Raw genomic sequence first — 14,597 nt, forward strand, 5'->3', positions numbered from 1 at the left:
ATACGCCTGTTCGGACCGCCGGCATGGCGGAGCGGAGGCTGGGGCATGAAGGTTGACGGCGTACCCTATCGCACGATCTGGCTCGACGACGACGGCTGGTCGGTGCGCATCATCGACCAGAGCCGCTTCCCGCACCGTTTCGAGACGCTGCGCCTCGGCGACGTCGACGACGCGGCCCGCGCCATCCGTGACATGCAGGTGCGCGGCGCCCCGCTGATCGGCGCGACGGCCGCCTACGGCATGGCGCTCGCCGCCCGCGCCGATCCCAACGAGGACAACCTCGCCGCCGCCTACCAGTTGCTGCTCGCCACCCGCCCGACCGCGGTCAACCTGCGCTGGGCGCTCGACGAGATGACCACCGCGCTGACCCGCAACCGCCCGGCCGACCGCGAGCAGGTCGCCTATGCCCGCGCCGCGGAGATCTGCGACGAGGACGTCGAGATCAACCGCGCCATCGGCCGGCACGGCCTCGAACTGATCCGCCGCATCGCCGACCTGAAGCCCGAGGGCGAGCGCATCAACATCCTCACCCACTGCAACGCCGGCTGGCTCGCCACCGTCGACTGGGGCACCGCGACCGCGCCGATCTACATGGCGCACGACGCCGGCATCCCGGTCCACGTCTGGGTCGACGAGACCCGCCCGCGCAACCAGGGCGCCTCGCTCACCGCCTGGGAAATGCGCGGCCACGGCGTGCCGCACACGGTGATCCCCGACAACACCGGCGGCCACCTGATGCAGCACGGCATGGTCGACATGGTCATCGTCGGCACCGACCGCACCACCGCCACCGGCGACGTCTGCAACAAGATCGGCACCTATCTGAAGGCGCTTGCCGCGCACGACAACGGCGTGCCGTTCTACGTCGCGCTGCCCTCGCCGACGATCGACTTCACCATCGCCGACGGCCTCGCCGAAATCCCGATCGAGGAGCGTTCCGGCGACGAGGTCGCCCGCATCACCGGCCTCAACGCCGCCGGCTTCATCGACACGGTGAAGATCGTGCCCGAAGGCTCGCCGGTCGCCAACTACGCCTTCGACGTGACCCCGGCCCGCCTCGTCAGCGGCCTCGTCACCGAACGCGGCGTCATCGCCCCTAACCGCGACGCCATCGCCGAGGCGTTTCCCGAGCGGGCGAACCCGATTGCGCTGCAGGGGGCGCTGACGGTGGGGTGATCAGCGGGTCAATGCCCCGCCCCGATCGGGCCCTTGAAGATGAAGCCGGCGCCGATCGCGATGAAGGCGAAGCCGATCAGGTGGTTCCAGGTCAGCGCCTCCTTGAGGTAGATCACCGAGAAGGCGGCGAACACCGTGAGCGTGATGACTTCCTGGATCGTCTTCAGTTCGGCCGCGGAATAGACGCCGTAGCCGTAGCGGTTCGCCGGCACCGCGAAGCAATATTCGACGAAGGCGATGCCCCAGCTCGCGAAGATCACGATCCACAGCGGCTGGCTGGTGAATTTCAGGTGCCCGTACCAGGCGAGCGTCATGAAGATGTTGGAGGCGCAGAGCAGCAGGATCGGCAGGATGGCAGGACCGGTGAGCGTCGACAGCATCGGGAATGTCCGCGGCAGGGGAGGGTCCCCGTCACTAGCGCAGACCGCGTCGGCCGGCAAATGCAGCGGGGCGCTGCCTCGTGTCACTGCCGAACCATCTGTCCGTCGGGGCGGGCCAGTGACGGCCAGCATCCTGGAAGCAGGCTCACAAGGACCTGAATGGCAGAGGCCCCGGCTTTTCCCTCGCCCTTCGAGACAGGCGCTTCGCGCCTTCCTCAGGATGAGGGAAAAGGGCAAGCGATTGAAATGAAAGGGTAAATATCGGAGGCCTCATCCTGAGGAGACCCGAAGGGTCGTCTCGAACGGCGAGGCCGGGTGCGCCGGCCCCCGCAATTGGACCAATACCTCAGGCCGGCGTGCGGCTCGCTTCCTTGGCGGCTTTCGCGAACTTGCGCACCACGCGGTCGCGCTTCAGCTTCGAGATGTGATCGATGAACAGCACGCCGTCGAGGTGATCGACCTCGTGCTGCACGCAGGTCGCGAGCAGGCCGTCCGCCTCGATCTCCTGCGCCGCGCCGTTCCGGTCGAGGAAGCGCACGCGCACCGCGGCAGGGCGCTCGACGTCCTCGTAGAAGTCGGGGATCGACAGGCAGCCTTCCTGATAGGTGCTGAGTTCGTCCGACGACCAGACGATCTCCGGATTGACCAGCACCATCGGCGCCGGCTCGTCCTCTTCCCGCGCGATGTCGAGCACCACGACGCGGCGCATCACGCCGATCTGGCAGGCGGCGAGGCCGATGCCGGGGGCATCGTACATCGTCTCCAGCATGTCGTCGGCGAGCGCGCGCACCTCGTCGTCGACCACGGCGACGGGATCGCAGACGCGGCGGAGCAGGGGATCGGGCAGGATGACGAGCGGGCGAATGGTCATCGCGCTGAAATAGCCATTGCCCCGCGGCCGGTCAACGGCGGATTTCTGGGCTTCCGCATTGTTCCCGATGCAGGTCGCGGTCGCAGCCGGCGTGGCGGTTCCGGGCTTACCAATCGGATGCGGATTGACCTTTTCCGCCCCGCCGTCCACCAGAGACGGCAGGTTGCCGCGCCGCGGCGAAAATGGGGAGGGCGACGCCGATGACGGTTCTGTTCGCGGTCGCCGGCTGGTCGCCGGAGCACTGGGTGGCGGCGTATCGCGAGGCCGATCCGGAGCGGGCCGTCGTGGTCGCACCCGAACTCGGCGACCCGGCGGCGATCCGCTATGCGCTCGCCTGGAAGCCGCCGGCCGGCCTGCTCGCCGGCCTGCCGAACCTCGAGGTGATCTTCTCGCTGGGCGCCGGCGTCGACCACCTCCTCGGCGACCCGACCTTGCCGGACCTGCCGCTGGTGCGCATCGTCGACCCCGATCTCACCCGCCGCATGACCGACTGGGTCGTGCTGCAGGCGCTGATGCACCTGCGCGCCCAGCGCACCTACGACCGCCAGCAGCGCGAGCGGCGCTGGGCGCAGCATCCCTATCCGACGGCGACCGACGTGCGCGTCGGCATCATGGGCTTCGGCGTGCTCGGCCGCGCGGCGGCGCGCACCCTCGCCGCGATCGGCTTCGACGTCGCCGGATGGAGCCGGACCCCGCCGGCGGACGCCACCGGCTTTCCGGTGTTCTCGGGCGAAGCCGGCCTCGGCGACTTCCTCGGCCGCACCGACATCCTCGTCGTGCTGCTGCCGCTGACCCCCGAAACCCGCGGCATCCTCGGCCGGCCGCTGTTCGAGCGCCTCGCGCGGGACTGCGCCCTCGGCGGCCCGGTGCTCATCAACGCCGGCCGCGGCGGGCTGCAGGTCGAGGCGGATATCGTCGCCGCCATCGGTGACGGCACCCTGATCGGCGCCAGTCTCGACGTCTTCGCCACCGAGCCGCTGCCGGAGACGAGCCCGCTCTGGGCCGACGAGCGGGTGATCATCACGCCGCACATCGCCGCCGAAAGCGATCCGCGCGCCCTGTCGCGCTACGTCGCCGGCCAGATCGCCGCCCATGAGCGCGGCGAGCCGCTGCAGAACCTCGTCGACCGCGCCCGCGGCTACTGACCCGGCGTCGTCACCGGCCGCCGCACCCCGGCGAGCGGCGTGCCGGCGGCCTCGATCCGGGCGAGCGCGGCGCGCAGCGGCTCGGCGACGACGGTCATGTGGAAGCCGCTGGCGTGCAGCAGCGTGTCCGCGCCGGCGACGATGCCGACGTGGCCCTTCCAGAACAGCAGGTCGCCGCGGCGAAAGCCCGACGGGTCGGCGCTGCCGTCGCCGACCGCCTCGCCGAGGCCTGCCGCCTGCAGGTCGCTGTCGCGCGGCGCTTCGATGCCCGCCTCGGCGAGGCTGAGCTGCACGAGGCCCGAGCAGTCGATGCCGAAGCCCGAGCGCCCGCCCCAAAGATACGGCGTGCCGACGAAGCGCTCGGCGACGGCGACGTAGTCCTCCGCCGGCGGCGCGTCCACGGCCACGAGATGCGCCAGCACCATCGCGCCGCCGGCGACGAGCAGGGCGTAGTCCGTCCCGCGCGTCGTCGCGGTGCCGGTGACGGTGACGCGGCTGCCGAGGCTGAGGCAGTCGCTGCGCGGCAGGCGCAGGTCCGGACCGGGGTAGACGAAGCTGCGCAGGGCGGCCAGCCGGTGCGTCGGCGCCGGGCCGGGGCTGCCCAGCGCCTCGCCGGAGGTCCAGCCGACATAGCCGTCGGTGCCGGACTGGCCCCACGCCCAGCCTTCCGGCGTCTCGTCGTAGACGGTGAACGTCTCGCCGCAGAGCAGCTGCGTGTCGATGCCGGTGTCCGGGCGCGGCTGCGGGCCAAGGTCGGCGACGGCGGCGACGACGCGGCGCGGCGTGCCGGCGACATAGCGCGGGGCGGCGACGACGCCTTCGAGATGGGCCGCGGCGAGATCGGGCCGGGCGGGGGTCAGGCGGCGGTCGTGCGTGGTCATCGCGGCAGGTCCTTCGCGCGGGCGACGATCAGGTCGCCGATGCGTTCCACGGTCAGCGCGCCGTCGACGGTGCGCTGGATGATGACGTTGCGCCGGTCCTTCTCGTCGCGTCGCCGGGCGACCAGCCCCTGGTGCCCCATGGTGTCGAGGGCGCGGGTGATCGCCGGCTTGGTGACGCCGAGTTTCTCGGCGAGGCCGCGCACCGTATGCGGCGGCGGCTCGAGGTAGACGGTGAGCAGGATGGTGATCTGCCGCGCCGTCAGGTCGGGCGTATCCGAGCGCACGAGGTCGAGCGTCACGTCGTGCCAGAGTTTCAGGGCCTGGCTGGGGCGAATCTCGATCGGCATCGGTCTTTCCAGCGTCCCGGACGGGCGGAGGGCCGGCGCGGCCCATGCCGGCGCGGGAACGCCTGCACCATAGACCTATTTCGTTTCGGAGCCGTTTTCATCCGCCGGTTTTTGCCCCTTGCGACGAAATCACCGGCGAGAGACGAATTTTCTTCGAACCGTTCCAAACTACACGCGGGCGTGCATTGACGGCGGCTGCGGAGAATCCCATATTCCGGCGATGCGCCTCACCCAGCAGACCAACTACGCCATTCGCCTCCTCATCTACTGCGCCGCCTCCCCGGGCCGGCCGGCGAAGGTGGGTGACGTCGCGTCGACGTTCGGCATTTCCGAGCTGCACCTCTTCAAGATCCTGAAGGTGCTCGTCGACGGCGGTTTCGTCGAGACGGTGCGCGGCCGCAAGGGCGGTGTGCTGCTGGCGAAGCCCGCGAGCGAGATCACCGTCGGCCAGGTCGTCCGGGTGACGGAAGAAAGCTTCATCCTGACCGACTGCTTCGATGAAGCGAAGAAGGATTGCCCGCTGATCTCGGCCTGCGACTACAACCAGATCCTGCACCAGGCCCTCGCCGCCTTCCTCGGCGTTCTCGACACCAAGACCATCGCCGACCTCTCCGAATCCCGCCCCGACATCCGCTTCCTCCTCCGCCTCCCCGCCGAGTTCGCGACCGTCAACTGAGGCGGGGCGGCGCGGGGTTGCCCGGCTTCCCGGTTGTTGTGACGCCGAGCCCGATTGTCGGGCCTCGTTCCACGCATCGTCGGGCATGATCGCGCGCGTGTTCGCCGGCCTGTCAGGGCGCTTTGCCCGATATCAGCTTCATGGTCGCCGGCGCTCTTGCCAATCCGGACGCACGCGCGCATATTTCTGCAACTTTTGAGGGATTTTTTCCGGTCGCGCGTCGTGGCGCGGCCTTTGCGCGCCGATTTTTTCCCGAACTCGTCCTCCCGCAGTCCGCCGGCCCATAAGAATACCTGCCAGACCGGTTGCCGGCCGCCGCCGGTTCCAATGGATCGGAGGGGGTGCCGTCGCCGCGGGATGCCGGTGGCCATTTGCGTGCAGCGGCCGGTGCATCGCCGGCGGGAGGTCTGGTCATGGCTGACAAGGCGGACCCGAACGCCGGCGAGGATATTTCCGATTCCCTCGCCCGCTCGCCACTCGCCGCCGATCTTCGGGCGGTGATCAAGGAGAGGCGGGCGCCGGGGTCGGGCGACGGGCGGCGGCGCGGCGGCGACGGCCGGTTCCTTTCAGCCTCCGAGAGCGTCGCCGACGCCCGCTTCGACGTGGTCATCGAATTCAATACCGGCTTTCCCGGCGGCGTCGGCACGGCGCGACGACTGTTGCTCGAGGGCTTCCAGCGCCGCCAGCTGCACGCCGGCCTCCAGCTTCCGGAAATCGACCAGCGGCTGATGGACCGGCTGACGATCATGCCGATCACGGCGGCGCTGGCGGAGGTCGATCTCGACGAGATCATGCGGTGCTTCGACGCCGATGACAGCCTCCAGATCAGCAACTCGCTCTGGACGGAGAACTACGCCTTCGGCCGCCTGAGCTATGCCGCCCTTTTGGCGATCACCGGCCTGCGGGTCGCACCGGCCGAGCCGTCGGCGAGGCGCTGGAGGCTCGCTCACGCGGGCTTCGGCGACCGGCGGGAATTGATGCCGCTCGTGCACCGGGTCTGGCGTGACCAGCCTATCGAGACCTTCGTCTACGAATCGCAGCGCACCATCAAATGCGATGCCGCCCGCGCGGCTTTCGCGGCGGCGGGGGCGGACATCGTCTGGGCCGTCGCCGATACCGGGATCGACGGCGGTCACCCGCACTTCGCGACGCATGGCACACTCGACCTGCCGGCGACGCTGCTCCACCGCGATTTCACCGGGCTGCACGCCGACGATGCCGTTGCCGCGGCGGCCGCCCTCGTCGACGAGGACGGTCACGGCAGCCACGTCGCCGGCATCGTCGCCGGCGAAACGCCCGCCGTGCCCGGTGGCCACCGTGTCGTCGGCAAGGTCCGCGATATCGACGCCGAGGGCCGCGAAACGACGCGCGACGAGACGACGACGCTCGAGCTCGCGGTGTCCGGGATCGCGCCTCGCTGCAAGCTCCTCAGCCTCAAGGTGCTGAAGACGCGCAAGAACGGTGCGCTCAGCCACCTGATGGCCGCGCTCGGCTACGTGCACCGGGTCAACGACTACGGCCGGACACTGAAGATCCATGGCATCAACCTGAGCCTCGGCTATCCCTTCGATCCCGCCTGGTTCGCGGCGGGGCAAAGCCCGCTTTGCGGCGAGGTCGAACGGTTGGTGAAGAGCGGCGTCGTCGTGGTAGTCGCCGCCGGCAACGGCGGCTACGGCACCGTCGTCACCCACGCCGGCAGCACCGAGCGCGCCGCCCATGGCGGCACCATCGCCGACCCCGGCAATGCCGAACTCGCCATCACCGTCGGGGCGACCCACCGCGACATGCCGCACGCCTACGGCGTGTCGTTCTTCTCGGCCAAGGGGCCGACCGCCGACGGCCGGATGAAGCCCGACCTGGTCGCGCCCGGCGAGCGCATCGTTTCCTGCGCCGCCGCGACCTCGGACGCCGGCAAGAGCGGCGCCGCCTTCCGCGAGGAGTCCGGCACCAGCATGGCGGCGCCGCACGTCTCCGGCGCCATCGCCGCCTTCATGTCGGTGCGCAAGGAGTTTCGCGGCCGGCCGGAGCGGATGAAGCGGATCTTCATGGAGAGCGCGACCGACCTGCGCCGCAGGCCGGAGTTCCAGGGTGCCGGGCTGATCGATCTGATGCGGGCGCTGCAATCGGTCTGAACCGCACCGACCATACCGACGGGGGGAGGGGAAGCATCATGACGACGCTGTCAGGTTCGCCATTCTGCTGGCTCGAATTCGACAAGAAGGGCCATCTGGTCGACAGCGACGCCGCCGCGGCGGCGGCTGCGCTGATCGCCGGCCCGGCCATCACGGATGTCGTCGTGATCTCGCACGGATGGAAGAACACGAAAGACGATGCGACGAAGCTTTACGGCACGCTCTGGCAAAACACGGTCGCGGCAGCGGGCGGGCCGGACCCGCAGCATTTCGCCATCATCGGGGTGCTCTGGCCGGCCAAAGCCTTCTCGACTGACTTCGATGCCATCGCGCTGGCGGACGCCGCGGGCGGCGGCGCACTCTCGGCCGACGGTGCAGGCGGCGGCGATCTCGGCGATGCGGCGTTCGACGCGGTGGTCGCGGAATTCTCCAAGTTTGTCGACATCGACGATCCCGCCGTGCAGCAGCTGCTCGCCGATTGCGCCGCGGTCCGCGCGGACGGCGAAATCCCCAGCGAGCGCGGCGATCGGATGCGTCGGAGCGGCGCGGCGGCCGTCGGTATGGCCGAGGCCGACGCCGATCCCGAGCTGCGCGACGACGCTGCGCCATACCTCGATCCGCCGGACCCGGCGCTGTTCTTCTCTGCCCTCACCCATCCGCCGAGCTTCGCCGTGGATCCCGACGTCGGCAGCGCGCAAGGTCTCGGCGATACGGTCTCCGGCCTCTTCAACGGCGCCCGGGCCGCGGTGGCGCGTTTCCTCAACCAGCTGACCTATTTCGAGATGAAGAAGCGGGCCGGCGTTGTCGGCACGGCGCTGGGCAAGACCGTGCTGCCGGCGATCGCGCCGGCGGCCCCGCGCAATCTGCACCTCGTCGGCCACAGCTTCGGCGCGCGCCTTGTGACGGCCGCTGCGGCCGCGTTGCCGGAGCCGGTGCCACCGAAGTTCTCCTTTGCCAGCTTGACGCTGCTCCAGGGCGCTTTCTCCCACAATGCCCTGTCGAAAGCGCCGGACGGAACGCCGGGGTCGTTCAAGAGCGTTGGGGGCCGGCCGAAGGGACCGATCGCCATCACCCATACCCATAACGACATTGCCTGCACGCTGGCGTATGCGCTGGCATCGCGGCTCTCCCGCGACGTCGCGAATGCGGTCGGCGACAAGAACGACGCCTATGGTGCGATGGGCGCGAACGGCGCGCAGGGGCTCCCGGCAACGATGGTGGCGGAGCATGCGGGCCTTGCGGCCTTCGCGCCGTCGCCCGGCAAGGTCAACAACCTGCTCGCCGACGGCTTCGTGGTGAAGACAGACAAGTCCGACGCCCACAACAACGTCGACAACGCGGATTGCGGCCGCGTTCTCGCCGCCGTACTGGCGGCGACCTGATCGAAGTGGGGCTGCCGCTGCCCTAACCGAGGATCCCCGGCAGCTTCAGCCCGTTCTCCCGCGCGCAGTCCAGCGCGTCCTCGTATCCCGCGTCGGCATGGCGCATGACGCCGGTGGCGGGGTCGTTCCAGAGCACGCGGCCGATGCGGGCGGCGGCCTCGGGCGTGCCGTCGGCGACAATGACCATGCCGGCGTGCTGCGAAAAGCCCATGCCGACGCCGCCGCCGTGGTGCAGCGAGACCCAGGTCGCGCCCGAGGCGCAGTTGAGCAGGGCGTTGAGCAGCGGCCAGTCGGAGACGGCGTCGGAGCCGTCGCGCATCGCCTCGGTCTCGCGGTTCGGCGAGGCGACCGAGCCCGAATCGAGGTGGTCGCGGCCGATCACCACCGGGGCCTTGAGCTCGCCGCTCGCCACCATCTCGTTGAAGGCGAGGCCGAGCCGGTGGCGGTCGCCCAGGCCGACCCAGCAGATCCGGGCCGGCAGGCCCTGGAAGCGGATGCGCGCGCGCGCCATGTCGAGCCAGCGGTGCAGATGCGCGTTGTCCGGCAGCAGCTCCTTCGCCTTGGCGTCGGTGCGGTAGATGTCCTCCGGGTCGCCCGACAGCGCCGCCCAGCGGAACGGCCCGACGCCGCGGCAGAACAGCGGCCGGATATAGGCCGGCACGAAGCCCGGGAATGCGAACGCATCAGTCACGCCGGCCTCGAGCGCCATCTGGCGGATGTTGTTGCCGTAGTCGACGGTCGGGATCCCTGCGTTCCAGAAATCGAGCATCGCCTGCACCTGCACCGCCATCGACTGCTTGGCGGCCTTCGTCACCCCGGCCGGGTCGGAGGCGCGGCGGTCCTCCCACTCGGCCAGCGTCCAGCCCTGCGGCAGGTAGCCGTTGATCGGGTCGTGCGCCGAGGTCTGGTCGGTGACGCAGTCGGGGCGCACGCCGCGGCGGACGAGTTCCGGGAACACGTCGGCGGCGTTGCCGAGCAGGGCGACCGAGACCGGCTTTTTCTCCGCGGTCGCGCGGTCGATGATCGAAAGGGCGTCGCCGAGATCCTTCGCCGCGACGTCGACATAGCCGGTGCGCAGGCGGAACTCGATGCTCGACGGCCGGCATTCCACGGCGAGGCAGGAGGCGCCGGCCATGGTGGCGGCGAGCGGCTGCGCCCCGCCCATGCCGCCGAGCCCGGCGGTCAGGATCCAGCGCCCGGCGAGGCTGCCGCCATAGTGGCGCCGGCCCATCTCGACGAAGGTCTCATAGGTGCCCTGCACGATGCCCTGGCTGCCGATGTAGATCCACGAGCCGGCCGTCATCTGGCCGTACATGGCGAGACCCTTGGCGTCGAGTTCGTTGAAGTGCTCCCACGTCGCCCAGTGCGGCACGAGGTTGGAATTGGCGATCAGCACCCGCGGCGCGTCGGCATGGGTAGGGAACACGCCGACCGGCTTGCCCGACTGCACCAGCAGCGTCTCGTCGCCCTCGAGGTCGCGGAGCGCCGCGACGATACGGTCGTAGCTCTCCCAGTCGCGCGCCGCCCGGCCGATGCCGCCATAGACGACGAGTTCGCCGGGCTTTTCGGCGACGTCGGGGTCGAGGTTGTTCATCAGCATGCGCAGCGGCGCTTCCGTCAGCCAGCTCTTGGCCGAGAGCGTGCTGCCGTGCGGGGCGCGGATGACGCGGGCATTGTCGAGACGGGTCATGGCGGCGGTTCCCATCAGGGGTGCGGGGATCAGGGGCGGGCGGCGAAGGCGAGGCAGGCGACGAGGATCGCGCGCAGCGTGGCGGCGAGCGGCGCGGCGAACGCCGGGTCGTAGGGCACCGGCCAGGTCGTTTCGGTGACCGCGCCGAGCGGCTCGCGGAGATAGGCGCGGCAGGCGAGTTCCATCTGCACCGCATGCACGCCCGACGCCGGGCGGCCGAGGCTGCGGGTGATGAAACCGCCCTTGAAGCGCCCGTCGGCGACGAAGCTGCGGCCGCTCGCGGTACAGAGATCGGCGATGGACTGGCGGAGGGCCGGCGCACAGCTCGCGCCCGCATTGGTGCCGAGGTTCATCTCCGGCAGCGGACCCTCGAAGAGGCGCGGGACGACCGAGCGGATCGAATGGCAATCATAGACGACGACGGAAGGATGCATGGTCTTTAGCCGGCGAACTTCCTCGTGCAACGCCGCGTGATAGGGCTCGAAATACGCGAGCCGCCGCGCCGCGATTTCGCCGGCATCGGGTTCGGCACCGGCGGCATAGAGCGGCTCGCCGTCGAAGGTGGTCACGGGGCAGAGCCCAGTCGTCGCCTGGCCCGGATAGAGCGAGACGCCGGAGGGATCGCGGTTGACGTCGATCACCGTGCGCGAGATCGCGGTGTGGGTCACGGTCGCGCCGAGGTCGCTCGCGAAAGCATAGAGCCGGTCGATCCACCAGTCGGTGTCCTGGCGCGCCAGCGCCGGCGAAACGAGGCGGGTCACGATATCGGGCGGGATCTCCGTGCCCGTGTGCGGCAGGCTGACGACGAGCGGTGCCGTGCCGCGCCGGACGGTGAGCCAGCCGGGCGCCGCGCCGGTCATATTGTCACCGCCGTGCCGGCGAGTGCCGCGGTGCCGGCGGCGGCCGCCACGGCACCGGAAACGACGAGGGCCGTCGCCCGCGCCATGTCGGGCGCAAAATGGCGGTCGTCGGCGAGCGTCGGCACCTCGGCGCGCAGCAGCGCCCGCACGCGCTCCAGCGCTGCGCCGGAGGCGAGCGGCTGGTGGAAGTCGCAGCCCTGGGCGGCGGCGAGCAGCTCGATGCCGATGACGTTGGCGGTGTTCGCCCCCATGCCGAGCAGCCGGCGGGCGCCGTGCGTCGCCATCGAGACGTGGTCTTCCTGGTTGGCGGAGGTCGGGATCGAATCGACGCTCGCCGGGTAGGCGCGCTGCTTGTTCTCCGAGACGAGCGCCGCCGCCGTCACCTGCGGGATCATGAAGCCGGAATTCAAGCCCGGCTTCGGCGTGAGAAACGCCGGCAGGCCGGAGAGCGCCGGGTCGACCAGCATGGCGATGCGCCGCTCGGCGATCGAGCCGATCTCGCAGAGCGCCAGTGCGATCATGTCGGCGGCGAACGCCACCGGCTCGGCGTGGAAGTTGCCGCCCGAGATCACCTCGCCGGTCGCCGGGAACACCAGCGGATTGTCCGAGACGGCGTTCGCCTCGCGCCCCAGCGTCTCGGCCGCCTGGCGCAGGAGGTCGAGGCAGGCGCCCATCACCTGCGGCTGGCAGCGCAGGCAATAGGGATCCTGCACCCGCGCATCGCCGACGAGGTGCGACCGGCGGATCGCCGAGCCCGCCATCAGCTGCCGCAGCGCGGCGGCGACGGCGATCTGGCCGGGATGGCGGCGGAGCTGCTGGATGCGGTCGTCGAACGGCCCGTCGGAGCCCTTGGCCGCGTCGGTCGACAGCGCGCCGGTGACCAGCGCCGCCGCGAACACCCGCTCGGTCTCGAACAGGCCGGCGAGGGCGAGGGCGGTCGAGACCTGCGTGCCGTTGAGGAGGGCGAGCCCTTCCTTCGGACCGAGTTCGATCGGTTGCAGGCCGATCCGGGCCAGCGCCGCCGCCGCCGGCAGCCGCTCGCCGCCGAGCTCGGCCTCACCTGTGCCGATCAGCACCGCCGCGAGATGGGCGAGCGGGGCGAGGTCGCCCGAGGCGCCGACGGACCCCTGGCCGGGGATCACCGGCGTGAGGCCGCGCGCAAGGCAGGCGCCGAGATGGTCCAGCGTTGAGGGCCGGATGCCGGACGCGCCTTGCGCGAGGCTCGCGAGCTTCAGCGCCATGACGAGCCGCACGACGTTGACGGGCAGCGCGTCGCCGACGCCGGCGGCGTGCGACAGCACGATGTTGCGCTGGAGTGTCGCGAGATCCGCGTCGGCGATGCGCACGCTGGCGAGTTTTCCAAACCCCGTGTTGATGCCGTAGACCGGCGCCCCCGCCGCGATGATCGCCGCGACGGTCGCGGCGCTCGCCTCGACCGCCGGCAGGCAGGCGGGATCGAGCACCGCGCCGGCGCCGAAATAGATCGCGCGCCAGTCGCCGAGCGGCACCGCACCGGGGACGAGGACGATGTCGGCGGTCGTGGTCATGGCGACGGGCTCCAGGGTGAGGTCGCGGGATCGATCGCGCCGCCGACGATGCGGGCGGCGAGCGGGTTGAAGCCGATGCGGTAGACGAGTTCGGAGGGGCGTTCGGCGTCCCACAGCGCAAGGTCCGCCGCCTTGCCGGGCGCGATCGTGCCGATCTCGTCGCCGAGCCCGAGCGCCCGCGCCGCCTCGCGCGTCACCCCGGCGAGGCATTCGGCAACCGTCATCCGGAACAGCGTCGCGGCCATGTTCATCGCGGTGAGCAGCGAGGTCAGCGGCGCGGTGCCGGGGTTGCAGTCGGTCGCGACCGCCATCGGAACGCCGTGCCGGCGGAACAGCGCGACCGGCGGCAGTTGCGTCTCGCGCAGCACGTAGAACGCGCCGGGCAGCAGCACGGCGACGGTGCCGGCGGCGGCCATGGCGGCGGCCCCCGCTGCGTCGGTGTATTCGAGATGGTCGGCGGAGAGCGCCCCATGCCGCGCGGCGAGCGCCGCGCCGCCGAGATTGGAGAGCTGGTCGGCATGCAGCTTCACGGGAAGGCCGTGCGCGGTCGCGGCGCCGAACACCTGGTCGATCTCGGCGGGCGAGAAGGCGATGCCCTCGCAGAAACCGTCGACGGCGTCGGCGAGGCCGTCCCGGGCGATCGCGGGGATCAGCACGTCGCAGACGAGATCGAGGTAGGCCGCACGGTCCGCAGCATTGGTCGCTTCCGGCGGCAGCGCGTGCGCGCCGAGGTAGCTGGTGACGATCCGCACCGGGCGGTGCCGGCCGAGGCCGCGGGCGACGGCGAGCAGGCGCAACTCGGTTTCGGCATCGAGGCCGTAGCCGGATTTCACCTCGGCGGTGGTGACGCCCTCGGCGAGCAGACGGTCCAGCCGGGCGAGGCCGCTCGCGGTGAGGTCGGCTGCGCTCGCCGCCCGCGTCGCCCGCACCGTCGAGGCGATGCCGCCGCCGGCCCGGGCGATCTCCTCGTAGCTCGCGCCGTCGAGGCGCAGCTCGAACTCGCGCGCCCGGTCGCCGCCGTGCACGAGATGGGTGTGGCAGTCGATCAGCCCCGGCGTCATCAGCCGCCCGCCGCAGTCGGTGATCTCGGCGCCGGCGCGGATTTCGGCCGGGATGTCGGCCTCGGCGCCGACATGGGCGATCCGGCCGCCCTGCACGGTGACGGCACCGGCGACCGGCTCCAGATCGGTGCCGGCCGCCATCGTCACAATGCGGGCGTTGCGGAAGATGCGCACGGCGGTCATGGCGGGCCTCGGCGTTGATCTTGTACAAGGATGTATATACAAGTTGGATCGAGAGGCAAGGGGCGGCGTGCCGTGGGGCCTCCCCCTCCCTGTCCCTCCCCCGCAGGCGGGAGAGGGGACGATGGGCGCGCGGCCTGTCGTCCCATCAGTATCGCGCCGAATCGAAACGCTCGTGGCGGCGGTACCCCGTCCTCCTGCGTCCCCTCTCCTGCGAAGCGGGGGAGGGACAGGGAGGGGGGGAGACGACCGACCAAAGCCGGAGACCC

13 protein-coding genes are annotated in these 14,597 nt (G+C 70.8%); 5 read left to right on the forward strand and 8 right to left on the reverse strand.

All coding sequences use genetic code 11. The annotated features are described in order from the left end of the window. Nucleotides 1–45: 45 nt before the first annotated feature. Nucleotides 46–1,176: an S-methyl-5-thioribose-1-phosphate isomerase gene (gene mtnA, locus I5731_RS06455; protein WP_197310551.1), complete on the forward strand. Its 1,131-nt coding sequence runs from the start codon at nucleotides 46–48 to the stop codon at nucleotides 1,174–1,176. An 8-nt stretch (nucleotides 1,177–1,184) separates the two neighbouring features. Here the strand turns inward: mtnA and I5731_RS06460 are convergent, their stop codons facing one another. Both I5731_RS06460 and I5731_RS06465 read right to left on the reverse strand, forming a co-directional pair. Next, nucleotides 1,185–1,556, reverse strand: coding sequence for a DMT family protein (locus tag I5731_RS06460; protein ID WP_407941825.1), 372 nt, complete (start codon nucleotides 1,554–1,556; stop codon nucleotides 1,185–1,187). 346 nt (nucleotides 1,557–1,902) lie between these two features. Further along, nucleotides 1,903–2,427 carry a peptide deformylase gene (locus tag I5731_RS06465; RefSeq protein ID WP_197310552.1) on the reverse strand — a complete coding sequence of 175 codons (525 nt, stop codon included), beginning with the start codon at nucleotides 2,425–2,427 and terminating at the stop codon, nucleotides 1,903–1,905. 200 nt (nucleotides 2,428–2,627) lie between these two features. Here I5731_RS06465 and I5731_RS06470 point away from each other — a divergent pair, with 200 nt between their 5' ends. Beyond that, nucleotides 2,628–3,572, forward strand: coding sequence for a 2-hydroxyacid dehydrogenase (locus I5731_RS06470; RefSeq protein ID WP_197310553.1), 945 nt, complete (start codon nucleotides 2,628–2,630; stop codon nucleotides 3,570–3,572). Here the strand turns inward: I5731_RS06470 and I5731_RS06475 are convergent. Together I5731_RS06475 and I5731_RS06480 are read right to left on the reverse strand one after the other, a co-directional pair. After that, nucleotides 3,566–4,453, reverse strand: a complete 888-nt coding sequence (locus I5731_RS06475) for a C40 family peptidase (RefSeq protein ID WP_197310554.1) — start codon at nucleotides 4,451–4,453, stop codon at nucleotides 3,566–3,568. The genes I5731_RS06470 and I5731_RS06475 overlap by 7 nt on opposite strands. After that, a complete protein-coding gene (locus I5731_RS06480) occupies nucleotides 4,450–4,800 on the reverse strand; it encodes a MarR family transcriptional regulator (protein ID WP_197310555.1) in 351 nt (116 codons plus the stop codon). The genes I5731_RS06475 and I5731_RS06480 overlap by 4 nt, the downstream gene beginning before the upstream one ends. A gap of 220 nt (nucleotides 4,801–5,020) precedes the next feature. Here I5731_RS06480 and I5731_RS06485 point away from each other — a divergent pair, with 220 nt between their 5' ends. The 3 genes from I5731_RS06485 (at nucleotide 5,021) to I5731_RS06495 (ending at nucleotide 8,990) form a co-directional block, all read left to right on the forward strand. Next, nucleotides 5,021–5,476 (forward strand): Rrf2 family transcriptional regulator, encoded by a 456-nt coding sequence (locus I5731_RS06485; protein WP_197310556.1) that lies wholly within the window; start codon nucleotides 5,021–5,023, stop codon nucleotides 5,474–5,476. A gap of 413 nt (nucleotides 5,477–5,889) precedes the next feature. After that, nucleotides 5,890–7,608 (forward strand): S8 family peptidase, encoded by a 1,719-nt coding sequence (locus tag I5731_RS06490; protein ID WP_197310557.1) that lies wholly within the window; start codon nucleotides 5,890–5,892, stop codon nucleotides 7,606–7,608. Between the two features lie 38 nt (nucleotides 7,609–7,646). Continuing rightward, entirely contained in the window at nucleotides 7,647–8,990 is a 1,344-nt protein-coding gene (locus I5731_RS06495) for a hypothetical protein (RefSeq protein WP_197310558.1), read from the forward strand. Between the two features lie 22 nt (nucleotides 8,991–9,012). Here I5731_RS06495 and hutU read toward each other — a convergent pair whose 3' ends face one another. The 4 genes from hutU to hutI are packed head-to-tail and all read right to left on the reverse strand — an operon-like array spanning nucleotide 9,013 to nucleotide 14,331. Then, a complete protein-coding gene (hutU, locus tag I5731_RS06500; RefSeq protein WP_197310559.1) occupies nucleotides 9,013–10,680 on the reverse strand; it encodes a urocanate hydratase in 1,668 nt (555 codons plus the stop codon). Nucleotides 10,681–10,709: 29 nt separating this feature from the next. Next, a complete protein-coding gene (hutG, locus tag I5731_RS06505) occupies nucleotides 10,710–11,540 on the reverse strand; it encodes an N-formylglutamate deformylase (protein WP_197310560.1) in 831 nt (276 codons plus the stop codon). Then, nucleotides 11,537–13,087 (reverse strand): histidine ammonia-lyase, encoded by a 1,551-nt coding sequence (gene hutH, locus I5731_RS06510; protein ID WP_197310561.1) that lies wholly within the window; start codon nucleotides 13,085–13,087, stop codon nucleotides 11,537–11,539. The genes hutG and hutH overlap by 4 nt, the downstream gene beginning before the upstream one ends. Continuing rightward, on the reverse strand, nucleotides 13,084–14,331 hold the full coding sequence (gene hutI, locus I5731_RS06515) for an imidazolonepropionase (protein WP_197310562.1): 1,248 nt from the start codon (nucleotides 14,329–14,331) through the stop codon (nucleotides 13,084–13,086). The genes hutH and hutI overlap by 4 nt, the downstream gene beginning before the upstream one ends. Nucleotides 14,332–14,597 lie beyond the last annotated feature (266 nt).

The sequence above is a fragment of the Methylobrevis albus genome (assembly GCF_015904235.1).
Classification (GTDB): Bacteria; Pseudomonadota; Alphaproteobacteria; order Rhizobiales; family Pleomorphomonadaceae; genus Methylobrevis_A; species Methylobrevis_A albus.